Below are 22,189 nucleotides of genomic sequence, written 5' to 3' on the forward strand. Positions count from 1 at the left end.
ATTTAAATCTATCTTTGATATAATTTTGCCCATGATTGAACTAGACAACAGAACCGCACTAACTATTGATACCACAACAATTGACGCTATAGCTAATTATCTTACAAAAAAAGAGATAGAACTATTAATTACCGATAGCAAAGAGATGCGAGATATAAATAAAACGCATCGTAACATAGATAAAGATACAGATGTTCTAAGTTTTCCATACGAAGAGATGCCAATGAGTCCACTAGGAAGCATAGTTATCTCATCTTCGCATGTACAGACAAAGGCCAAAGAACTTGGACATAGTACAGATGATGAGATAGCACTTCTCTTTATCCATGGGATGCTGCATCTTCTTGGATATGACCATGAAGACGATAGCGGCGAGATGAGAGAAAAAGAAGCTGAGCTAATTGAAAGATTTAACTTGCCAAAGAGTTTAATAATAAGAACACAAGGATAAAAGCGTATGGATTTTATAATTTTTATAGTTGCTATGACAGCGCTTATTTACGGAGCAGACTTTGTAATTAAGGAGTCAGAGAGAATAGCTCTACGCTTTAATATATCACACTATGTAATAGGTGCCACTCTTGTAGCATTTGGAACATCTCTGCCGGAGATGGCAGCTTCCATGGTGGCATCATATAGCAATAAAAGTGACATGGCAGTTGCAAATGTTGTCGGCAGTGTTATTTTTAATATTACTCTGGTGCTTGGCGTTGTTTTTTTTATCTCAAAAAAAATGGTTCCAAAAAGAGATCTCTTCTCTCTAGATAGCGCATGGGTTGTTATACCGGTAGTGCTCTTTTTTATAATGATTCAAGATGGAGAAATAAGTAGATTTGATGGGTTTTTATATCTACTTTTAATGGTCTCTTATATTATATTTTTATTTGGTAGCTCTAAAGAGACTCTCCAGAGTGATATAGATGAGGAGCTTCTTAAAGAGAAGTTCAACTGGCTTTTGACAATATCGCTTCTTCTTGTAGGTTTTGTTTTAACTATTGGCGGAGCCAATTTTGTTGTGGAGAGCGGTACAAATATAGCAAGGAACTTTGGCGTTAGCGAGTGGGTAATAGGTCTTTTGCTTATAGCTCTTGGAACGTCTCTTCCGGAACTTGTAGTGTCTATAGTGGCAATAAAAAAGGGAAATGCCGAGATGAGCATAGGCAATATCATAGGCTCAAATGTTGCAAACTTCTCAATGGTTCTGGGTTCTGCGTCACTACTAAATCCCTTAAGTATAGATTTGATTGCGACAAAGTTTGATCTCTTTATAATGGCTGCTGCCTCAATAGCTCTTGTTTTTATCTTAGCAAACAAGCTTTACAACAGAGCCGGAGCAATATTTTTACTGATAATATTAGCTCTTTTTATACAAAACGCAGTATAAGTTTCTTTAGAAAACGCAGTATAAGTTTCTTTTAAAAAGTGCTCTTATATTAAAAAGAGCGTTTATTTTTCTATATATCCCATCTCTAGAAGTTTATTGTAGATATCTGAGACAATCTTACCTGCTGCAGAGCCACCATGCCCGCCATGCTCTACCATTACCGAGACAACATACTGAGGATTGTCATGCGGTCCATAGGTTGAAAACCAAGCGTGGGAACGTGTATAGTACTCCATCTCATGCTCTAGTTCTCGCTCCTCAATATCTTGTAAAATACCTACAACTTGAGCTGTTCCTGTTTTACCGGCAATTTTAACTTTTGAGCTAAGATATCCTGTTGCCGTACCGCTTGGATAGTTACATACTTGATACATGGCTTTTTGAATTAGAGGAAGTTTTTTGAGCTCATCTTCATTGAGTACATACTCAAATTGAGGCTCAATATCCTCATTTCCTACCCTCTTTGCGAAATGAGGGCGAGGAAGTTTTCCAGTTGCCATAAGTGCAGTAAATTGTGCCATCTGCATAGGTGTTGTCAAAAAATCGCCCTGCCCGATTGATGTATTTACCGTCTCTCCTATATACCAAGGTTTGTTATACTTATTTCTTTTCCATTCTCTTGAGGGCACCGTGCCTACAAACTCATTTGGCAAATCGATACCTGTTTTCTTGCCAAGTCCATATCTGGTAAGTCCTTCGCTCATCTTTTTTATGCCAAGTTGAATACTTCCTTTATAAAAATAGTCATCACAACTCTCTCTAATAGCTTTGGTAATGCCCGTGTTTCCATGTCCGTCTCTTTTCCAACATCTAAAAATTCTTTTGCCAAGCGGCATTGACGCTGTACAGTAAACACCCCAGTTTGGACCGATTTCAGGTGCTGTAATATACAACAGCCCAAGTCCTGTTTTTATAACAGAACCTGGAGGATAAAGACCATGAACTAGCTTATTTGTAAATGTCTTCTCAAGGCTGTTGGATAGTTTATCCCACTCTTCATGTGTTATGCCGGTTACAAATTTATTTAAATCATATTCAGGAAAACTGCTTGCAGATAAAATAGCTCCATCCATGCTCATAACTATAACTGCGCCCGACTTATTAACAAAAAGAGACGATATATATTTTTGAAGTTCAATATCAATGTTTAACATCAGTTTTCTATTTTCTATAGGAGCTTGGCTTGAGAGTTCTTCTATCTCTTGATTGTTAGCATTAACTTTAACCTCTCTCTTTCCGGCTTCTCCTTGAAGATATTTATTATAATATTTCTCTATCCCTGATTTACCGGTATAGCCTATTAGCTCTTGGAGTTTATCATCTTTTATGTCACTCTTGTTTGCACGAGCAACATAGCCAATGGAGTGCGCAGCAACCTCGCTATATGGATAGAATCTTTTAGGGGAAGATACTATATTTATGTTTTCTCTGAGGTTAAGAGTAGAGTATACCGGCATAATATCTTCATAGGAGACAAACTCAACTATATCAATAAAATTATGATTATAATATGAGTCACTTTTCTTGTAGTTTTTTATAACTTTTTCTCTATCTATTTTTGGCAAAAATTTAAGAAGAGTATTAACCTCCTCTTCTAGCATGTTTTGATTTTTTTTCAAACTCAAATGCGGAGCTAACTGTATTTTAAAGCCAAGCTTATTTATGGCTATAGGCTTGTTGTTAATATCTACTATTTCACCTCTTACAGGTGGAATCTGTTCGGTTTTTATACTATTATCGTAGGATAATTTCTCATAGTATGTGTTAGACTCTACTGAGAGTAAAAAAACTCTCACTAAGAGTGCAAGCCATGTTGTAATAAATATAAAAATTATAAATTTAATCTTCATAATAGGCTCAAAATTAAAAATTCTACTGCAATATAGTAAATTATATAGTAGTTCATACTAGGCATCTGGAGCAAAAAGATATTTGCTAAAAGTGAGCAAAAAAGAAAAAAACCGATATATACTAGCACTACAATAGATAACTTTACACATAAGTCACAATTAAAATTTTTCTTTATTTTTGGAACAATGTATCTATAAATAAACGAAAAATATATAATAGTGCTAAAGAGCAAGTAGCTATTTTGTGCTTCAAAGAAAAGAAGACAGATAGATACCAAAAATAGAGAAAAAGCATCCTCTTGTTTTAGGGCTTTTGCAAAATAGATATACAAAATTGCAAAAAGAGGAGGCAAAAATAGGTATATGCCGCTAAGCGCAGTGTATATAATAAACAGCGCAGTATAAAAAAGCGGTGTTAAAGATTTTTTATCAGAGATACTTCGTTGCATACGGGAAAGTGTTTACATTTTATACAATCAGCCCAGATTTTATGTTCTGGCAGGGACTCTTTTGGAATTTCGACAAACCCAAGTTTCTCAAAAAACTCTTGTCTATATGTTAAACTAAGTAGCTTTTGAAGACCAAGTGTTTTAGCCTCCTCTATTGCTTTTAAAACTAAGCTTTGACCTATTTTCTCTCCTCTTTTACTCTCTTTGACAACAAGAGACCTAATCTCAGCTAGCGATGGCGTATGGATATGAAGAGCGCAAAAACCGACTATCTCACTACCCTCTTTAGCTAATATATAAGATCTTATATTTGTTGCTATCTCATCTGAACTTCTTGGCAAAATCAGACCGGATTCAACCTCGGGTATAACTAGTTTTTGCATATCTTCTATATCAGATAATTTTGCACGCAATAACTCAATGTTGTTCATCAAAAGTTCCTTTTAAAACATCATGTATTATCGTAACAATCTTCTGTAGGCCCTTTTTTTTGGAACTTGAGACCATAAGGGCATCCGGAAACTCTTTTTTAAGAGCGGTTTGCTCTTTTTGATTAAGTTTGTCTATTTTAGTAAATATTTGCAATATATGTTGAGACTCATCAGCATGTTGAAGTAAAAAATCACTTACTGATTTATCAATCTCTAAAAAAGGGTGTCTACAATCAACTAAATGTACAAAAAGCTTTATCTGTTTTCTCTGTGCTATAAAATCGGTTAGGTTTTTTTCCCAATCGCTCTTTATAGACTTTGATACTTTTGCATAGCCAAAGCCCGGTAAGTCAACAAATTTTGCAAAACTCTTTTGGGCGTTTTCTCTATCTATGAAAGTAACTTCAAAATAGTTGATAAGTCTTGTTTTTCCCGGAGTTGAAGAGACTTTTGCCAAGCCTTTGTGGTTAGTTAGGACATTTAAAAGCGAGCTTTTACCGACATTAGAGCGAGCCATAAAAACAACTTCATCTTGCACATCTGTATCTGGTGCACCACCAATATTTGCAGCTGATGTCAGAAACTTTGCATCAACAATCTCAATCATTTTTGCTCTTATTATCATCTTTTGGCATGTTGAATATCATTATAACAGGCTCTTTTTGTGCACCTTTTGCATATGCTTTGCCCTCAATTGTTTTTAGGATAACCTCTTCTCCTATAATCTCTTTTTTCTCATTTATCTGCTTTAAGTGAACCTCTTGAAAGAAGTGATACTCCTTCTCATTTGGAAGATATACTACTTTTTGTGCTTTTCCTTTATAGAGTGCGCCTTCTATAGTTTTTATATTAAATGAAGCATCTCCTTGAGCTATAAATTTTGTCGGCTCTTGCTTCTCATCTGTATAAACTGTAACTTTTGATGCGTTTAGCTCATCGTTGCCTCTTATAATATTAACACTGCCCTCAAAAACAGAGATTCCTGTTTTTTGATCCGAATGGAAAGTATTTGCCTTAATTTTCAACTCTTGTGAAAATAACGATCCCGTTAAAAAAATTATTGTAAAAAATGTTTTTTTCATCTATTTGCTCTCTTTTAGTTGATATACTGCTCTGACGCTTTTTGACTCTATTTGCTCCGAAGAGCTATTGTGTTTTAGTCTCTTTCCTACTACCCTATTTGATCCTCTGTAGAGGACAAACTCTCCATCAGCAGTGGCTATACTTGTTTTTTTATCATAAACCGCTTTTTGAGTCTCAAAAGTCAATCCATCCTCTCTAGAGTAAATTATGTCGCCATCAAGATAAACCTTGTCATTTTTATATATACCGCTGTTTGCTTTCATGTTTGCAATAAGCTTTTTTGAATTATCCGTATAATCCATATTGTCAATAGTATATCTGTTTGTAAACTTGTTAGCGTTTGTACCATTCATCAATGTAACCAAACCGTTAGAGTCAAGCTCATGCATAACAAAAGATGATATTGTAAACATGGGTACTTCGCCGGTTGCTTGTTGCTTAATCTCTAGCGGCTTAAATAGAAAGAGAATCATCAATAGAGATAAGGAGAAAAATATAAAAAAGTAGTTTATATTCACAACTATAACCACAAAGATAAGAATTGATCTCTTGTATCGTTCTCATCAACTAAAATATCTATCATCTCTCTAACAGCAGCTTCCCCGCCTCTTGCAGTTAAGACCGTATCAACAGCTTCTCTAATCTCTTTTACGCCATCTTTTGGAGTAAAGCTTCTACCAACATAGCGTAGCATCTTGTAGTCATTTAAATCATCGCCTATAGCAGCGACCTCATAGCTTTTTACTTCAAGTTTCTCCATAAGTTTTTTTAACACACTCTCTTTATCTTTTACATGTTGAAATAGATATTTTATTCCAAGCTCTTTTGCTCTTTTTTCAACTATTTTAGACTCTCTACCCGTAATGATTGCAGCATGAAATCCCATTTTTACCCATGCACTTATGGCTAGACCATCTTTAACATTAAAGTGCTTTATCTCTTCACCGCTTGCGGAGTATATAATATCTCCACTTGTTAGGCAACCGTCAACATCTAAGACTATAAGTTTAATCACAGCATCTCTTTTGTGCTTGGGATACCTACTCTATCATTTCTTTGCATTGCACGACGAATTGCAACTGCAAGCGATTTAAAAGCCGCTTCAATAAGATGATGTTTGTTTTTTCCTCTAAGCGCTATAATGTGCGCACTAATTCTAGCATTTGAGATGAAAGCTTTAAAGAACTCTTCAACAAGCTCTATATCAAACTGCCCTACTTTGCCAAAGATATTAATCTCGTATACTAAATATGGACGATTGCTTAAATCTAAATCACAACTAACACATGCCTCATCCATGACAATATTTGCACTTCCAAATCGCTCCATGTTTTTAACCGGATATATTGCCTCTGCTAAAAGAGAACCCAAAACTATTCCTATATCTTCAACACTATGGTGATCATCTATGTGCGTATCGCCCTTACATGAGATATTTAAATCAATTAAAGAGTGTTTAGAGAAGCTCTCTAGCATGTGGTCTAGAAAACCGACACCGGTGTCTATATTAGACTTGCCCTCTCCATTTAATAGCATCGAGATAGTTATATCCGTCTCTTTTGTTTTTCTACTTTTACTAATCATCTCTTAATCCTCTCTAACAATAAATGAATCTTTAAAATTTCCAAGTGATTTATAATCTCTGGCCTCTTGTTCACTTCTAAAACCTTTAAGCCATACTTTGAACATTCTACCGTTTTCTGTATCCATATCTTTAATGATAGTTTTGTATCCATCAGTATCATCATACTTCTTTTGGGTAAAAATTGCACCCTCTATTCTAGAAAAAGATGCAATCTGAATAGCAAATCCATCTACCGGCTGATCTTGAGGCGAATCTCTTAGCTCTTTATTGAGTGGAACCTTTCTCTGATCTTTTGAGTGAAAACCTAGGACTTCAACGCTAACTGGTGCCGTTCCATCATTTATCATATCTATTTTTCGCGCAGCCGTGTTTGAGAGGTCTATGATTCTTGTTGCTATAAAAGGACCTCTGTCGTTTATCCTAACAACCGTGCTTAAGCCGTTTTTCTTGTTTGTGACTTTTACAATGGTATTCATAGGGAGGGTCTTATGTGCAGCAGTCATGTCGTACATATTGTAAGTCTCCCCGTTTGATGTAAGTTTACCGTGAAAATCAGGACCGTACCAACTTGCATTTCCGCGAAACTTGTCACCTACGTTTACGACGGTAGGGTAGTACTTCTTTCCTCTTATTACATATGGTCTCATAGTCGGGTGTTTATAATCTTTTTGATTAATCACAGAACTATGCGACCTACTATCAGAAGAGTATGTTTTTGTATCTCCGTAGTTTGTATATGTTCTAGTGCCTCTTGTGCTACATCCCGTAGCTAAGATAAGGGCAAAAATAAGTAAAAAAAAAGAGAACTTACTCATATAGCTTTAACCTCTCGCCTTCTCTTATTAGAGTATCTTTGAGATTGTTTTGTAGCTGTATGCTTTTTACACTTACCTTGTATCTTTGCGAAATTGACTCTAGAGTGTCGCCTCTTTTAACAAAATGATAAATCTGTTTATTTATTTTTTCAATACTTTTTTTATTATCTATAGGGATGATTAATCTCTGTTTTAAGTTGATAATATTGCTTTGAAGATTGTTAAAATCTTTAATCATCTTAAATGAAACACCATACTTTTTTCCTATATCATAGAGGCTATCTCCTTTTTTTACAATATGTACCTTGTATATATTTTTAATCTCCTCTTCAAAATATTTTTGTTTAAAGTCGGAGAGCTTAATGTATGGAATATATATGTCGTAACCGCCTAAATATGGAGGTACAAAATCATATTTAAGATGTCTATTTAATTTCTGGAGTTCTGCAAGCGGGATTCCAACTAGCTTGGAAATTCTCTTTAACGACTCCCCTCTTGGTACTCTAACAGTAGAGATAGAGTAGGCATTTGCTCTGTTTAAAAGATGTTCATACTCACTTTTTAACAAAAACTGCTCATCATTCCCCATTAAAGCAAGAGCGACTATTTTTCTAATATAGAGCCTGCTCTCTCTTGGAATATACTTTTTTTCAGGGTCTAGCAAAATAGGCAGTTCATCGCTTTTTGCAGCTTTAATTGCTCTACTTAATCTTCCACTACCGCAATTGTAAGCAATAGCAGCCAAGTACCACTTCCCAAATCTATCATGAAGATCACGAAGATGTCTTGCAGCTGCTTGTGTTGATTTTATAAGATCTCGTCTCTCATCTACGTATTCATCAATTTTTAGGTCATACATCTTGCCTGTCTCAGGCATAAATTGCCATAAGCCTGATGCACGTTTTACAGAGTATGCTTTTGCAGAAAAGTGCGATTCTGCCATAGCAAGAAAAAGAAATTCAGCAGGAATACCATGTTCTGCCAAAATACTCTTTATAGCAGGAATAAAAAGATAGGCATCATTCATCGCTTGAAAAAAGCGCTTATCTTTATAGATAGTCATGTTGCTGTTTTTCATTTTATTCATAATCGGATCATAAAGAAATGACGCCTCTATATCAAAAGATTCCAATATGGATATCTCTTTGGTGTGGTTTGAAGTAAAATTAAGGCTCGCACTCAACAGAAGCGGCATTAAAAGCAGTAGGAAATATTTCAAGATAGCGACTCTTATTTTAAATTTTAAAGAGTAGATTTTATCTAAATCAACTTTAAATATAGTTAATAATTTTTGATATTAAGAAATATCAAAGAGCTTAAGGGCGTTTTGAGTGGTTGTTTTCTTTATATCTTCAAGTGAAATTTCTAGAATTTCAGACATTTTTTTTGCAATAAAGGTTGTATATAGCGGCTCATTTCTCTCACCTCTATGCGGGGTTGGTGTTAGATATGGTCCATCAGTCTCTATAAGAAGCCTTTCATTGGGTATTTTGGGTAGTACATGCGGGAGTTTTTTTGCATTTTTAAATGTCAAAACTCCGCCTATTCCAAAGTAAAAACCCTCTTTTGCAAGGCTTAGCAACTCCTCATCAGCATTATAGCAGTGAAGAACTCCGCCCACCTCTTTTGCACCGTGTGCAAGAAGTATCTCTTTTGAATCTCTTGAGGCGTCCCTTATATGCACTATAAGTGGTTTTTTATACTTTTTTGCAACTTCTATTTGGGCTATAAAGATCTCTTTTTGCCTATTTTTTTCTCTCTCTTTCTCCTCATCTGTCCCCTCAAGCCTAAAGTAATCAAGTCCGCATTCACCTACAGCCACGCATTTTGGGTGCTCAATATAGTTACTGAAATCAAGAGTATCAAATATATCCATATCATATGGATGAACACCCACTGCAAAGTAAACATCGCTGTTTTTTTGGGCTATCTCAACGGCTCTATCAAGGTTTGCGGGATCTGCTCCCGGAATTATAAAGCGCTCTACACCACCCTCTCTAGCTCTATTTAAAACCTCTTGCAAGTCCTCCTCATATCTCCTGTCATCAAGGTGGACATGTGTATCAATTATCATATATTTAACTCTCTTTTTACTTATTTTACGTGCAGACCTAAGAGCTCTTTTGCAAACCCTTTTGCCTCTTGCGTAATACTCTCACCGCTTATAATTCTAGCTATTTCATCAACTCTGTTATCAAAATCCAGCTCTCTTACATATGACTCATCATCTTTTTTATATACTAAAAAGTGCTGATCGCCCATTGAGGTAAGCTGCGGTTGGTGTGAAATTACAAATATTTGAAAATATTTTGAGAGCTGCTTTAATACCTTAGCAACGCTCATAGACTCTTCCCCGCTTAGATTTGCATCTATCTCATCAAGCATCAGTACACCGCCGTTTTTGCTCATAAATTCTGATTTAAGAGCTAGTATTGCCAATCTAAACCTGTTAAATTCGCCGGTACTTACTTTTTGCAGCTCTGTTGAGTTTAGTTTTAAAACAATTTCATCTTTTCCTAAGACTCCATAATCAGTTTGAACTATCTCAACTTGCGCATCTCTTAAATATAGCTCTTTTAAGTATCTGTTTAAATCAGCTATAAAAGGCTTTAACTCGGCATGTCGAAGCTGAGTAAGAGTGTTTGCATAATCTTTTACTTTTTTACTTAAGGTAGCTTCTCTTTGCTCTAAATTACCTTTTGTAATCTCTATATTTTCATACTTTTGAAGCTCTTGTATCTTCTGCTCTTTATACTCAAGAGCATCTTCTATGCTTCCGTATCTTCTTTTTAAATCCCCTAACTCCTCAATGCGACCTAGAACCTCTTCAATATCAACTTCATCAAGCGCATTAAATCTCTCCTCTGCACTCTCCATGATGGCTCTTAGCTCATTCATGGTATCGCTAAAAAAAGAGCTATCTATATTTAAGAGATCTAAAGTACTAAAGACATTGTGCTCTTGCTCAAAAATAAGACTTGCCCTAGATATAGCCTCCATTGCCTTCTCTTTTTTTGAGAGCTCTTTTTTTATATCTAATAGTTCAATATCTTCGGAGATTTTAGGGTTTACATCCTCTATCTTTTTAATCTCATAAGCGGCAAACTCTTTTAACTCGATGACTCTTTTTTGTTCATCTTCAATTGATAAAAGCTCTTTTTTAACCATTTTATACTCTAAAAAAGCCTCTTTGTAGTCGTTTTTTAACTTATCTATATTTTGATTCTGTTTTTTTATTCTCTCATCTAAAATAGATAAAAGGTTTTCATTCTCAAAATCGCTAAAATCTCTCAAAGAGAGGTGTCTTAAGTAGCCAGAAGATAAGTCAGTCATGCTTTTTTTAGAGATGCTTTGGTTGTTGATGAAGTATCTTGATTTCTCTTTTTTAATATGTTTAAAAATATACAAATCATCACTCTCTATGCCATACTCATCTGCATCCAACTCCCAAGAAACAGTTGATTCACATACCGATGCATCACATGAGGCAGTGCCAAACGAAGATAAGATAGAGCTCATTAAAATCGACTTTCCGCTTCCGCTTGGACCGGTAAAGACAACCAGTCCTGATTTTAAATCCAACTCAACCTCTTTAAAACTAAGGTACTCTTTTAGGTAAAATCTCTCTATCATTCATTAGTGCCTTGCTAAAATATTTTCAAATTATACTTCTTTATTGTTAAAAATCTATGACTCTTTACTTACTTGAGTGAGCAGGAAACTCTTCAAGCATAGTAGCTACAATTTTATTGAAGTGCTCCTTGCGCTCTTGCGGTGACTCTAACTCTTTTATCTTACTCTTGAGTGTTGCATACCAGAATATCTTCTGCGTAGAGGGATCGAGCATATTTATAAGAGTAGTTCCTTCATCGCTCGAAAAACCACGAAAAGTTCCAAGAGAGAGACCTAGTCCGCTTGAAAACGTGCCTAAACCGACTCCAACACCGACATTTGAGGGTACATCCTCTCGGATTATGCTATGAAAACTCACATGAAACTCAGCCTCATTTTCAGGTACGCTTCTATAGCCCTTTGACTCCATTTCATACTTTATAGCCTCTGCTATGCGCTTATTATCTAATAGATATAGCTCATTTGTATTTTTGTTAACTACGGCAAATGTCGAAAGTGAACTTATCTCAAATAAAGGATCGTAATCTACAGCTACTTTTTTAGATGAACATCCTGATAAAATTAGAATTAGCAAAAATGGGAGTAGATATCTATACATGTTTATCTCTTTCGGGCTCTATTCACCCCATCTTAATTTCTCTTTTAATACCTCAAAGTAGTTATACTCCTCTTTGTGTATCAACTTGACTGTTTTGGTTGCTAGCTTTATATGTACACTCTCTCCGAGCTCTAGCTCATGCACATCTTGCCCATCAATGATTATTAAGGCTCTCTCCTCTGATGTCTTCATCTCTATGGCATATTTTCCGGGAAGCACAACCGGTCTTTGCGTCAAAGAGTGCGGACAAATCGGTGTCAGTGCAAATACATTACTCATCGGAAATAAAACAGGTCCACCTGCTGAGAGATTGTAAGCAGTTGAGCCCGTCGGTGTCGAGACAATCACTCCATCGCCATAGTAGGTATTGAAGGATTGCGAATCAACAAGAGTCTCTATATGTATCATGTTTGAAACTCTTGTACGAGTTAGCACTATATCGTTAAAAGCATAATACTTTACCTCTTTGGTGTTTTTTATAACTGTTGCTTCAAGAACCGCTCTCTCATCTACTCTATATCTGTTTTGAATTATTTTTTGCACAAAAGGGTCAAGCTCATCTACGGATAAATCCGCTAAAAAACCTAGATTACCTGCATGAACGCCGAGTATTGGGATATCAAAATCAAATGATTTTCTAACAGTTGATATAAGTGTTCCATCACCGCCAAAGGTAACTATGAAGTCACACTCTTTGCATATATTTTTAAAACTTTCTCCTGTCATGCCAATCATTTTAGCACTTCTGCTCTCTAGTAGAACTTCTATATTATAATTTTTAAAAATCTGCTCCACTCTCATGTAAGCATCTTTTATCTCCGGTGTTGAGGGTCTTAATACAACGCCTACTTTTTTTATATCTTTATTTTTCAAACATATCTCTTTATAAACATTTTACTAATTATACACTTTTGGTATTAAAATCAAAGGGAGCTCAACAATATTACTACTCCTGATGATTTAAGATTGATTGATTATAATATTTAAAACAGTTAAAGCAGAGGAGTTTTTTATGAAGATATTAGTCGTTTACTACTCAATGTACGGACATGTTTATAAGTTGGCACAAGCAGCGGTCGAAGGAGCTCTGTCGGTAGAAAATGTTGAAGTTGTGCTTTGTAGAGTTCCTGAGACTCTTCCTCTAGAGGTATTAGAAAAAATGGGTGCGGTTGAAGCTCAAAAACAGCAAGCACATGTACCTGTATGTACCGTAGAAGAGTTAGGCAGAGCCGATGCGGTCATCTTTGGAACACCGACTCGCTTTGGCAATATGTGTGCTCAGATGAGGCAGTTTCTTGATGCTACCGGTGGATTATGGACAAAAGGTGCATTAGTAGGAAAAGTCGGAAGCGTCTTTACAAGCTCAAACACGCAACACGGCGGTCAAGAGTCTACTATTCTTAGTTTTCACACTACCCTTTTACATCATGGCATGGTTATTGTCGGACTTCCATATACTTTTAAAGGACAGAGTACAATGGATGAAATCAGCGGTTGCTCCCCATACGGTGCATCTACTATTGCAGGTTCTGATGGAAGCATCTATCCAAACGAAAATGAGCTTGCAGGAGCACATTTTCAGGGAAGACATGTTGCACAAATAGCAAAGAAACTTATGGCTTAGGAAAAAAATATCTAGGTAAGAGCAAAATAATTGCCCGATAAGTCAAGTTTGGATATAATCGCGAAAATTATTTACTAGGACTCTATTTTTATGAGAAGTCATTATTGTGCGAATTTAAGTGAAGCAAACATTGGAGAAGATGTTGTTCTGACGGGTTGGGCGAACAGTTACCGTGACCATGGCGGAATTATTTTTATTGATTTAAGAGACAAGAGTGGCCTTATTCAGCTCACATGTGATCCCGAAGACAATGCAGAGGCGCATAAGGTAGCAGACAGTGTTCGTGATGAGTATGTTCTTATAGCTAAGGGAACTGTTCGTCATCGTGGGGAGGGACTTGTTAATCCACGTCTTAAAACCGGAGCTATAGAAGTTATAGTAAAAGAGCTTATAATTGAGAACAAATCAGCTCCAATCCCTTTCGTTATCGGTGATAAGAATGTAGGCGAGGAGACAAGATTAAAATACCGCTACCTAGAACTTAGGGATCCTTCAATGCATGAGACATTTCGTCTTCGCTCAAAAGCGGCAATTGCTGCTAGAAACGTACTCGATGCAAACGGCTTTTTAGAGGTTGAGACTCCTATACTTACAAAATCTACCCCTGAGGGTGCAAGAGATTATTTAGTTCCTTCACGTGTTCACAGCGGCGAATTTTATGCACTTCCGCAATCTCCGCAGCTTTTTAAACAGCTTTTAATGGTCGGTGGATTTGACAGATACTTCCAAATTGCTAAATGCTTCCGTGATGAAGACCTAAGAGCAGATCGTCAGCCTGAGTTTACTCAAATAGATGTTGAGATGAGTTTTTGTAACCAAGAAGATGTTATAAAAGTAGCAGAAGATTTACTTACGGCAATGTTTAGTGCTTGCGGTATTGATGTTAAACCTCCATTTAACCGCATTGCTTACAGAGATGCTATGGAATGGTATGGCTCTGACAAACCGGATTTGAGGTATGACCTTAAGATGGTTGACGTTATTGACATTTTTCTTAGATGCGACAATGAAATCTTTACAAACATCGCTAAAAAACCACATACAAACCGCATAAAAGCTCTAAAAGTTCCAGGTGCAGATCTTGTCTTCTCAAAAAGAGAGATGAAAACATTTGAGGATTATGTAAGAAAATTTGGTGCACAAGGTCTTGGCTATTTCCAGATGAAAGAGGATGGGCTTAAAGGTCCTCTTATAAAATTCTTTAGTGAAGATGATATAGCACTTTTAGTTGAGAGGCTAGGCATGGAAGTCGGCGATGTCGTATTTTTTGGTGCAGGCGATAAAAAGACCGTTTGGGACTACATGGGACGCCTTAGAATTTTTATAGCTGAGCATGAGAAGATGAATCTAGTAGATAAAGATGCTTTTGAGTTTGTTTGGGTTGTAGATTTTCCTATGTTTGAAATTGAAGATGGACGCGTAAAAGCACTTCATCATCCATTTACTATGCCAAAAGATACCGATAAAGAAGATATTGAAGAGATAGAGTCTATCGCTTATGATATAGTATTAAACGGAACGGAACTTGGAGGCGGAAGTATCCGTATCCATAAAGAAGATATTCAAGAAGAGGTATTTAAACTTCTTGGAATTGATGAAGAGGAGGCTGGGGAAAAATTTGGCTTCCTTCTTGATGCTCTTAAGTTTGGTGCACCTCCACATGGCGGCTTTGCTATCGGCTTTGATAGACTTATGATGCTTATAACTAAAAAATCTAGTATCCGAGACGTTATAGCATTTCCTAAGACTCAAAAGGCTTCATGTATCCTCACGCAAGCTCCGAGCAGAGTTGATGCTACCCAACTTCGTGATTTAAATATCCGTCTTAGAGAGCAGACTAAATAGACCAAAACTTCAAGGATTTATCTTTTGAAAAAACTATTCCTAATTATCGGAGCACCCGGCTCCGGTAAGACTACAGATGCAGAGTTAATAGCTAAGCAAACTGACAAAATAACACACTACTCTACCGGCGATATGTTAAGAGCAGAAGTTGCAAGCGGCAGCAAACTTGGAATTGAGATAGAGAGCTATATATCCAAAGGTCTTATTGTTCCTATAAAAATAGCAATAGAGACTATCGTAAATGCCATAAAAAATGCTCCGACTGACATAATCATAATTGACGGTTATCCTAGAAGCATGGAGCAGTTAAATGCTCTGGATGAATACATGAGCAAAGATGCCTCTTTGGAGCTTGCAAGCGTTATAGAGGTTCGTGTTAGCGAAGAGACGGCACGAGATAGAGTTCTTGGCCGTGCCCGCGGTGCCGATGATAACACAGAAGTATTTGACAACCGCATGAAAGTATACACCGAGCCATTATCTGACATACAAACTTTTTACAAGGCCAAAAATCTTTTACACGTAATAAGCGGTGAAGATACTATTGAAGAGATAGTTGCCGAGATGAGAACTTTCATAAACTCTAAGATTATCTAAGTTTTTTGATGATTTTTTGATACTTTTTTTCATCTTTGTACCGAATAAGAAGCACGTCATGCGCATTTAAAATTGTTGAGCCTGTTGGTTTGAAATATTTATTATTTCTATGAATGAGTAAAATTAAAAAATCTTTTGGTATATCAAGCTCCACTATGCTTTTTCCTATAATTTGAGAATCCTCTTCAATATAAAACTGCTTAAGTGAACTAGTTAGTAGCGGGGAGAGTAAAACCTCTTGTGTTTTTGGTTTCTTTGACTCTACTTTTAGCCATCTAGCTACATAGGGCAAAGACATCCCTTGAATCAAGATGGAGAATAAAACTAGAAAAAAGACGGTATTAAAGATCAAAGCAGAGTGCTCGAAATTTACCAAGTAAGGATATGTAGCCAAAACTATGGGTACCGCTCCTCTAAGCCCAACCCAAGAGATAAAGAACTTCTCTCTTATACTAAACTTACTAAACACCATACTTAAAAATACACCAATTGGGCGAGCAACAAACATAAGCCACAAAGCAATAGCCAGAGCCGGTAGTGCTATGTCGGGAAGCTGTGAAGGAAATACTAATAAACCTAAAGCCAAAAAGACTGTAATTTGCATAATCCAAGAGAGAGCGTCATGAAATCCGACCAAGTTTTTTTTGTGTGCAAACTCTTTAGTATTTGCAACAATTCCTGCTAAATAAACAGCCAAAAATCCATTGCCGCCTAACATTGAACTAAGAGCAAAAAGAAGTAAAATCCAACCAATCGTAAAGACGGGATAGAGTCCATAAAAACTCAAATGTATGCGGTTTAAAATCCTTGGTAGAACGAAACCAAAGGCATAGCCTAAAACAGCACCGATAAAAAATTGTAAAAAGAATTTATAAATCCACATGAGAACAGAAGAGTCTTGTGGGAAGAGTATAATCTGTAAAATAGCTACTGTAAGAAAAATAGCCATAGGGTCGTTACTTCCTGATTCAAGCTCCAAAAGAGGTGCGAGACGCTTTTTTAAAGCTATGCCTTTTGCCCGCAAAATCGTAAAAACAGCAGCTGCATCGGTTGATGAAATGATAGCTCCAATAAGCAGAGCTTCTAAAAAACTAAAATCAAGAAGAGCGTAAACTCCTATGGCAACTACAAATGCGGTCAAAAATACACCAAGGGTGGCAAGTACGATACCTTGTCTTAAGACAGGTTTTATAGCCTTCCATGTAGTATCGAGTCCGCCACCAAACAAGATAAAAATAAGAGCAAGAGTCCCTATGTTTTGCGCCAATTTAACATTATCAAAAGCAATACCTAGCAGACCGTCAGAACCTGCAAGCATACCTAATCCTAAAAATATAAAAAGAGAGGGCACTCCAAAACTGTTAGAGAGTTTACTTGCAACAACACTTAGCAACAATAAAAAAGCAGCTATAAGTAGATAAATTTCAATTGTTTGCATAATTCTCCCTATACTATTTTCAATAATTGATTGTTTCTTGCAAGCTAATATTTATTAACCTAGTTTAGAAACTATAGCTGCTTCTACTTTAGATATATCAGCAGTTCCATCAACAGTTATGTATGTCAGAGACTCCACTTTTTGCGCCTGCTCTTTATAGTAGCCTATAAGAGGCTTTGTCTGCTCATGATATACTTTTAACCTATCAAGAACAACCTCCTCTTTGTCATCATCCCTTTGAACAAGATCTTCGCCTGTTATATCATCTTTGCCATCTACTTTTGGCGGATTATATACGATGTGGTAAGTCCTGCCGCTTGCTAAGTGTGCACGGCGACCCGACATGCGCTTTACAATCTCGCTATCTGGAACATCTATCTCTATAACGGCATCAATCTCTATGCCTGCATTTGCAAGAGCGTCCGCCTGTGCGATAGTACGAGGGAATCCGTCTAGTAAAAAACCACCTTTGCAGTCATTCTCTTTAATTCTCTCTTTTACAAGCCCTATTATAATATCGTCTGTAACAAGCTGTCCTGCATCCATTGCAGCTTTAGCTACTTTACCGAGCTCTGTGCCTGCTTTTATCGCAGCACGAAGCATATCTCCGGTTGAGATTTGAGGAATATTATATCTTTTTGTTAAAAAACCTGCTTGAGTTCCTTTTCCTGCACCTGGAGCTCCTAGTAAAATTATTCTCATATTTTATCCTATCTGTTTTATTGATGATATTATATAGAAACGAATTTAAAATTGGCTATATTCAAATTACATAGACTACTCTTGCTCCGTAAATCCAAAATCCTCATCTAAAGAGTCGTTTTGAGCCTCCAAGATATCATCAATAAGCTCTTTGCACTCATCTTCTTCGATATCCCCGTTTTTAATATCCTCTAGCACATCTTGCAAATCAGCTTTAAACTCTCTTAACTCTTCTATCTCCTCTTTTGAGTCTTGAGCAGCCTCTTTGCTATCGGCAATCTCCTCAAAAATCTCATCTAATCTCTCATCTATATCCGGAATAACGCTTTTTGTTATTAACTCTTCTAGTTGTTGTGAATATGACATGTGATTTCCTTAACTCTTTTTAGTATAATACATAAAAAAGATATAACGGTAGATAAAAATGAACTTTTATGCTTGCATTATCGGCAGTGAAATATTAAACGGTCGTAGAGTTGACAAACATTTTGAATTTTTAAAAAATGAACTTCAAAAATATGGACATGAACTTTTTGCCTCTTTTATCATAAAAGATGATAAAGAGCTAATTAGAAAGATATATAAAATGGTAAAAGATGATGCCGATGGAGTAATGTTCTCCTTTGGCGGTATAGGTGCTACTCCGGATGACTTAACTAGAGAGATTGCGGCAGAAGTCTTTACCTCAAAGCCACTACTAAGGCACAAAAAGTTTGAACAAGATATTATTCAGAGATTTGGCGAGGAGGCGTATCCACATAGGATATATATGGCAGATCTGCCGCAAGATGTCAAGCTTCTGCCTAATCCGGTAAATAATATGTCCGGTTTTTCTCTGCAAGATAGATACTTTTTTACTCCCGGATTCCCACAAATGGCACACCCTATGATAATTGTAGTTATAGAGCGTCTCTTTAGTGAGTCAAAACAAAAATATAGAGCCACTCTACTAGCAAAAACAAGTGAGAATACGCTTATAGAGCTTATGAAAGAGATTCCCCCTGAGATTGAACTCTCATCTCTTCCCATATTAAACAACAATGGTGCATCTGTTGAAATATCACTCTGTGCGGCAGACAAAAAAAGCGTAGAAAACTACTTTAAACTATTTACTGATTTTTTAGACAAATCAGAAATATCATATAATTTAATATAATCTCAATCCGGTCGATTTGCCTTAGAGTAAGTAAAAATCAAGGAATTGCATCATGGTAATTTGGTTATTGGTACTTTTATTGCTTAGTCTGTCTCTATATGTTGCTTATCGTTTCTTGTTTCTCAATAAAAAAGAGACAAATCATAAAAGAGAGCATCATTACACTTTTAAAATATAAGAGGTAGTAATGGCTATTATGCGTAACAATCATGTATTTAAAGGGCATAAGACTCTCCTTGGAGTTAGATATGTAACCTACGCTGAAGTGGAACTTCCACTTAGATATGATATGTTTTCTATGTCAAGCAGTGGCTTTGATTGGGGGCACTCAGGAGGCGCGGCGCAACAACTTGCATTCTCTATGCTTTATCAATTAAGCAACGAAGAGTTTGCAAAAGAGAACGTAACCCTTTTTACAACAGAAGTTATCTCAAAGTTTAGCGGCAGAGACTGGCTTATCTCAGCATCAGATGTCCTAAGCTGGATAAAAGAGCATACAGTTGAAGATAAAACTATCAAAAAACAAGAAGATAAGAGAGAAGAACCTGCCAACTCTTTAATATTAAAAGCGCAGAAAACATCCAAAAAGTCAAAACAGAAAAATAATGTAGTCAAAGATATATGCAAAGAGTTGCAGATAACACAAAAAGATCTCGCCGCTATTTTAGAAATTCCAGAGGGAACGGTAAGTAGCTGGGCGGTTAAAAATGAGATTCCAAGACTAGGTAAAAAAGCTATAGAGTTTTATATTCAGAGTCAAAAAAATGAGCAGATTATAAAGAGCTACAAAGATTTCGTTAAACTACTTGACGTATCATAAGAAGTAAAGAAAAGTTTATAGCATCTATCTGGCATAGTTAGTGTTTTTAGGTGCCGACTCGTCATAACCAAGCAGAAGCAGTATACTTTTTTTGTTTGTCTTTCTTGCAAAATCAATAACACTTATTCCCTTAGCATCAACAGCATCTCTATCTGCACCATGTGCTAAAAGTAGCTTCGCAATCTCTAGGCGTCCATAACAAGCAGCAGCCATCAATGGGGTAAACCTACTTCTTCTTGTAGTGCTATTTACATCAATCCCTTTTGAGATCAAATACTTAACCATCTCAATGTTATTGTAGGTAATTGCCATATCAAAAATGCTAACACCCTCTTCATCAAAGTCAAAAATATCTGCTCCGTTATCAATTAAGAGCATTATCAAATCAAAATCACTGCCATGTCTTAGTGATGAAGCTAAAACGGACTCTCCGCTTTCGCTTGCTTCATTAACATCAGCACCCTCTTTTATATACTTCTTTACACCTAATAGGTCACTGTTTTTTAAAAGTTCAATCCATTTATTCATAAGAGAAGTATATATAAATTGCTATTAATAATGTTTAAGTATAATGACTTTATAAAAATTATGTAAGCGAGAATTAAATGCAAATCATTCAGACAACAGATGCCTTTAAAGCACTTATTCAAAATATCAAATCAACAACAAAGGGGTATAAAGACCCTTTAGCGTTTGGTATATGTAGAGTAGATTTAGGACAGATGAATCTTACAAAAACACTCCAAGCCACCTACCCTGTTATAAATTGGAATGAGAACTTTGGAAGTGCTGCTATTTTTATTAGAGCACTTCAAGAACAAGGCATTGAGATAGACTTCGGCAAGAGTGAAGTTGTCTGCAACATCAATACTTCGTTTTTAAAAGAGTGTTTAAATGCGTTTACGCCTTACGCAGATGAAGCATACGGTGATGCACATAAAAATATTCAGGTTGTCTCTGCCCTATACAACCAAATCATGAATAGCGGTTCTTTAGAGGGTGAATTTAAAGTCACGTTTATCTTTGCAGATGAAGAGCTAAAGAGTGTTGAGGCAACTTATCTAAAGCTTTATGCACTATCTGAGGCAAAAGTTGAGCTAAGAAGCATAAATCTTAACGGTGCATTTGGCGTACTACCAAATGTTGCTTGGTCAAACGGACAACCAATTGAGCTTGAATATCTTCGTGAATTTGAGATAGAGCTAAAGCTCTCAAACGAGTACCCGCATATCGATTTTGTAGATAAATTTCCAAGATTCCTGCAACATATCATTCCTGCTGATAATACAAGGATTTTGGATACATCAAAAGTGAGATTTGGTGCTCAACTAGCAGCAGGTACGACTGTAATGGCTGGCGCATCATATATTAACTTCAATGCAGGAACAACAGGTCCGGTAATGGTAGAGGGTAGAATTTCAAGCTCTGCTATAGTTGAAGAGGGAAGCGATATTGGAGGAGGAGCTTCAATCCTCGGTGTTCTTAGCGGAACAGACGGCAATCCTGTAACAATAGGTAAAAACACCCTCTTAGGCGCAAACTCTACTTGTGGTATCTCTCTTGGTGATGGGTGTATTATTGACGGTGGCTTGGCAATTTTAGCAGGTATAAAAGTTAGCATTAATGACGCAGAAATAAGAGAGATTCAAAAAGTAAATCCAGGCGCAAAACTATCTCCTATCATGAAAGCTTCGGAACTTGCGGGACTCAATGGATTACACTTTAGACAATACTCCTTAACAGGACAATATGTTGTGCAAAGAAGTAAAAGAGAGATAAAGTTAAACAGTGATTTGCACTAATATTAGTTTGCAAAAGTAATTACTATCTCAGCTCTCTAAAGTTAAAATTAATTATAAAGGAGTTTTTATGAATGTATCTAGCAATATATCTTCAATACAAGCTCATCAAACATGGATGAATACAACCGCAAATAACGTCGCTAATGTAAATAGTGATAGGTATGTGCCGACAGACACTAGAGTTGTAGGTAGTGAAAACTCCGTAACGGCAAATAGCCGTAAAGTAGATGACAACGGCTCAAAAATGAGCCAAACAGACCTATCTAAAGAGATGAGCGATCAGATTATAACTCAAGGTGCAACGGCAGTAAATGTCACTGCAATAAGAGCACAAGATGAGATGTTAGGCTCGCTCTTAGACACTAAAGCCTAACTAA

General features: G+C 36.4%; 26 protein-coding genes. 9 read left to right on the forward strand and 17 right to left on the reverse strand.

The window, feature by feature from the left end; genetic code table 11:
* The first annotated feature begins 31 nt into the window (after positions 1-31).
* Both ybeY and M0Q20_RS00250 read left to right on the forward strand, forming a co-directional pair.
* Complete coding sequence (ybeY, locus tag M0Q20_RS00245) at positions 32-451, forward strand: rRNA maturation RNase YbeY (RefSeq protein WP_295057396.1); 420 nt, start codon at positions 32-34, stop codon at positions 449-451.
* Positions 452-457: 6 nt separating this feature from the next.
* Complete coding sequence (locus M0Q20_RS00250) at positions 458-1,384, forward strand: calcium/sodium antiporter (protein WP_295057399.1); 927 nt, start codon at positions 458-460, stop codon at positions 1,382-1,384.
* Between the two features lie 62 nt (positions 1,385-1,446).
* On the opposite strand, the gene mrdA is transcribed toward M0Q20_RS00250, so the two are convergent.
* The 13 genes from mrdA to M0Q20_RS00315 all read right to left on the reverse strand — a co-directional run bounded on the left by mrdA (position 1,447) and on the right by M0Q20_RS00315 (position 12,701).
* Entirely contained in the window at positions 1,447-3,234 is a 1,788-nt protein-coding gene (gene mrdA, locus M0Q20_RS00255) for a penicillin-binding protein 2 (protein WP_295057401.1), read from the reverse strand.
* Positions 3,235-3,649: 415 nt separating this feature from the next.
* Complete coding sequence (locus M0Q20_RS00260; RefSeq protein WP_295057404.1) at positions 3,650-4,114, reverse strand: N-acetyltransferase; 465 nt, start codon at positions 4,112-4,114, stop codon at positions 3,650-3,652.
* Positions 4,101-4,721 carry a ribosome biogenesis GTP-binding protein YihA/YsxC gene (gene yihA / locus M0Q20_RS00265; RefSeq protein WP_295057407.1) on the reverse strand — a complete coding sequence of 207 codons (621 nt, stop codon included), beginning with the start codon at positions 4,719-4,721 and terminating at the stop codon, positions 4,101-4,103. The genes M0Q20_RS00260 and yihA overlap by 14 nt, the downstream gene beginning before the upstream one ends.
* The gene (gene lptA / locus M0Q20_RS00270) at positions 4,714-5,196 is read right to left on the reverse strand and encodes a lipopolysaccharide transport periplasmic protein LptA (RefSeq protein WP_295057410.1); all 483 of its coding nucleotides are present in this window, start codon (positions 5,194-5,196) and stop codon (positions 4,714-4,716) included. Before lptA ends, yihA begins: the two co-directional genes overlap by 8 nt.
* Positions 5,197-5,715: an LPS export ABC transporter periplasmic protein LptC gene (gene lptC, locus M0Q20_RS00275; RefSeq protein WP_295057413.1), complete on the reverse strand. Its 519-nt coding sequence runs from the start codon at positions 5,713-5,715 to the stop codon at positions 5,197-5,199.
* Positions 5,716-5,717: 2 nt separating this feature from the next.
* Positions 5,718-6,212, reverse strand: a complete 495-nt coding sequence (locus M0Q20_RS00280; protein WP_295057416.1) for an HAD family hydrolase — start codon at positions 6,210-6,212, stop codon at positions 5,718-5,720.
* Positions 6,209-6,781 carry an imidazoleglycerol-phosphate dehydratase HisB gene (gene hisB, locus M0Q20_RS00285; protein ID WP_295057419.1) on the reverse strand — a complete coding sequence of 191 codons (573 nt, stop codon included), beginning with the start codon at positions 6,779-6,781 and terminating at the stop codon, positions 6,209-6,211. Before hisB ends, M0Q20_RS00280 begins: the two co-directional genes overlap by 4 nt.
* A 3-nt stretch (positions 6,782-6,784) precedes the next feature.
* Complete coding sequence (locus M0Q20_RS00290; RefSeq protein WP_295057422.1) at positions 6,785-7,597, reverse strand: septal ring lytic transglycosylase RlpA family protein; 813 nt, start codon at positions 7,595-7,597, stop codon at positions 6,785-6,787.
* Positions 7,590-8,816, reverse strand: a complete 1,227-nt coding sequence (locus M0Q20_RS00295; RefSeq protein WP_295057425.1) for a lytic transglycosylase domain-containing protein — start codon at positions 8,814-8,816, stop codon at positions 7,590-7,592. Before M0Q20_RS00295 ends, M0Q20_RS00290 begins: the two co-directional genes overlap by 8 nt.
* Before the next feature lie 78 nt (positions 8,817-8,894).
* On the reverse strand, positions 8,895-9,671 hold the full coding sequence (locus tag M0Q20_RS00300; RefSeq protein ID WP_295057428.1) for a TatD family hydrolase: 777 nt from the start codon (positions 9,669-9,671) through the stop codon (positions 8,895-8,897).
* 20 nt (positions 9,672-9,691) lie between these two features.
* Positions 9,692-11,230, reverse strand: a complete 1,539-nt coding sequence (locus tag M0Q20_RS00305) for an AAA family ATPase (RefSeq protein WP_295057431.1) — start codon at positions 11,228-11,230, stop codon at positions 9,692-9,694.
* 64 nt (positions 11,231-11,294) lie between these two features.
* Positions 11,295-11,828, reverse strand: coding sequence for a DUF4136 domain-containing protein (locus tag M0Q20_RS00310; protein ID WP_295057434.1), 534 nt, complete (start codon positions 11,826-11,828; stop codon positions 11,295-11,297).
* 18 nt (positions 11,829-11,846) lie between these two features.
* Positions 11,847-12,701 carry an NAD(+)/NADH kinase gene (locus M0Q20_RS00315; RefSeq protein ID WP_295057437.1) on the reverse strand — a complete coding sequence of 285 codons (855 nt, stop codon included), beginning with the start codon at positions 12,699-12,701 and terminating at the stop codon, positions 11,847-11,849.
* A gap of 139 nt (positions 12,702-12,840) precedes the next feature.
* Between M0Q20_RS00315 and wrbA the strand changes: the two genes are divergently transcribed.
* The 3 genes from wrbA to M0Q20_RS00330 all read left to right on the forward strand — a co-directional run bounded on the left by wrbA (position 12,841) and on the right by M0Q20_RS00330 (position 15,894).
* Positions 12,841-13,452: an NAD(P)H:quinone oxidoreductase gene (gene wrbA, locus M0Q20_RS00320; protein ID WP_295057439.1), complete on the forward strand. Its 612-nt coding sequence runs from the start codon at positions 12,841-12,843 to the stop codon at positions 13,450-13,452.
* Positions 13,453-13,542: 90 nt separating this feature from the next.
* Complete coding sequence (gene aspS / locus M0Q20_RS00325; protein ID WP_295057441.1) at positions 13,543-15,297, forward strand: aspartate--tRNA ligase; 1,755 nt, start codon at positions 13,543-13,545, stop codon at positions 15,295-15,297.
* Positions 15,298-15,321: 24 nt separating this feature from the next.
* The gene (locus tag M0Q20_RS00330; protein ID WP_295057444.1) at positions 15,322-15,894 is read left to right on the forward strand and encodes an adenylate kinase; all 573 of its coding nucleotides are present in this window, start codon (positions 15,322-15,324) and stop codon (positions 15,892-15,894) included.
* On the opposite strand, the gene M0Q20_RS00335 is transcribed toward M0Q20_RS00330, so the two are convergent.
* The 3 genes from M0Q20_RS00335 to M0Q20_RS00345 all read right to left on the reverse strand — a co-directional run bounded on the left by M0Q20_RS00335 (position 15,887) and on the right by M0Q20_RS00345 (position 18,400).
* Positions 15,887-17,332: a potassium/proton antiporter gene (locus M0Q20_RS00335; RefSeq protein WP_295057446.1), complete on the reverse strand. Its 1,446-nt coding sequence runs from the start codon at positions 17,330-17,332 to the stop codon at positions 15,887-15,889. The genes M0Q20_RS00330 and M0Q20_RS00335 overlap by 8 nt on opposite strands.
* Positions 17,333-17,386: 54 nt before the next feature.
* On the reverse strand, positions 17,387-18,034 hold the full coding sequence (gene adk, locus M0Q20_RS00340) for an adenylate kinase (RefSeq protein WP_295057448.1): 648 nt from the start codon (positions 18,032-18,034) through the stop codon (positions 17,387-17,389).
* A 75-nt stretch (positions 18,035-18,109) separates the two neighbouring features.
* Positions 18,110-18,400, reverse strand: a complete 291-nt coding sequence (locus M0Q20_RS00345) for a hypothetical protein (RefSeq protein ID WP_295057451.1) — start codon at positions 18,398-18,400, stop codon at positions 18,110-18,112.
* A gap of 58 nt (positions 18,401-18,458) precedes the next feature.
* Between M0Q20_RS00345 and M0Q20_RS00350 the strand changes: the two genes are divergently transcribed.
* Together M0Q20_RS00350 and M0Q20_RS00355 are read left to right on the forward strand one after the other, a co-directional pair.
* The gene (locus M0Q20_RS00350; RefSeq protein WP_295057454.1) at positions 18,459-19,190 is read left to right on the forward strand and encodes a molybdopterin-binding protein; all 732 of its coding nucleotides are present in this window, start codon (positions 18,459-18,461) and stop codon (positions 19,188-19,190) included.
* 187 nt (positions 19,191-19,377) lie between these two features.
* Positions 19,378-20,010 carry a DUF6166 domain-containing protein gene (locus M0Q20_RS00355; protein WP_295057457.1) on the forward strand — a complete coding sequence of 211 codons (633 nt, stop codon included), beginning with the start codon at positions 19,378-19,380 and terminating at the stop codon, positions 20,008-20,010.
* A 24-nt stretch (positions 20,011-20,034) separates the two neighbouring features.
* On the opposite strand, the gene M0Q20_RS00360 is transcribed toward M0Q20_RS00355, so the two are convergent.
* Positions 20,035-20,538 (reverse strand): ankyrin repeat domain-containing protein, encoded by a 504-nt coding sequence (locus M0Q20_RS00360; protein ID WP_295057460.1) that lies wholly within the window; start codon positions 20,536-20,538, stop codon positions 20,035-20,037.
* A gap of 77 nt (positions 20,539-20,615) precedes the next feature.
* Between M0Q20_RS00360 and M0Q20_RS00365 the strand changes: the two genes are divergently transcribed.
* Positions 20,616-21,812 carry a tetrahydrodipicolinate N-succinyltransferase N-terminal domain-containing protein gene (locus M0Q20_RS00365; RefSeq protein WP_295057463.1) on the forward strand — a complete coding sequence of 399 codons (1,197 nt, stop codon included), beginning with the start codon at positions 20,616-20,618 and terminating at the stop codon, positions 21,810-21,812.
* A 67-nt stretch (positions 21,813-21,879) separates the two neighbouring features.
* Complete coding sequence (locus M0Q20_RS00370) at positions 21,880-22,185, forward strand: hypothetical protein (RefSeq protein WP_295057466.1); 306 nt, start codon at positions 21,880-21,882, stop codon at positions 22,183-22,185.
* Positions 22,186-22,189: the final 4 nt, after the last annotated feature.

Source organism: Sulfurimonas sp. (assembly GCF_023229025.1).
Classification (GTDB): domain Bacteria; phylum Campylobacterota; class Campylobacteria; order Campylobacterales; family Sulfurimonadaceae; genus Sulfurimonas.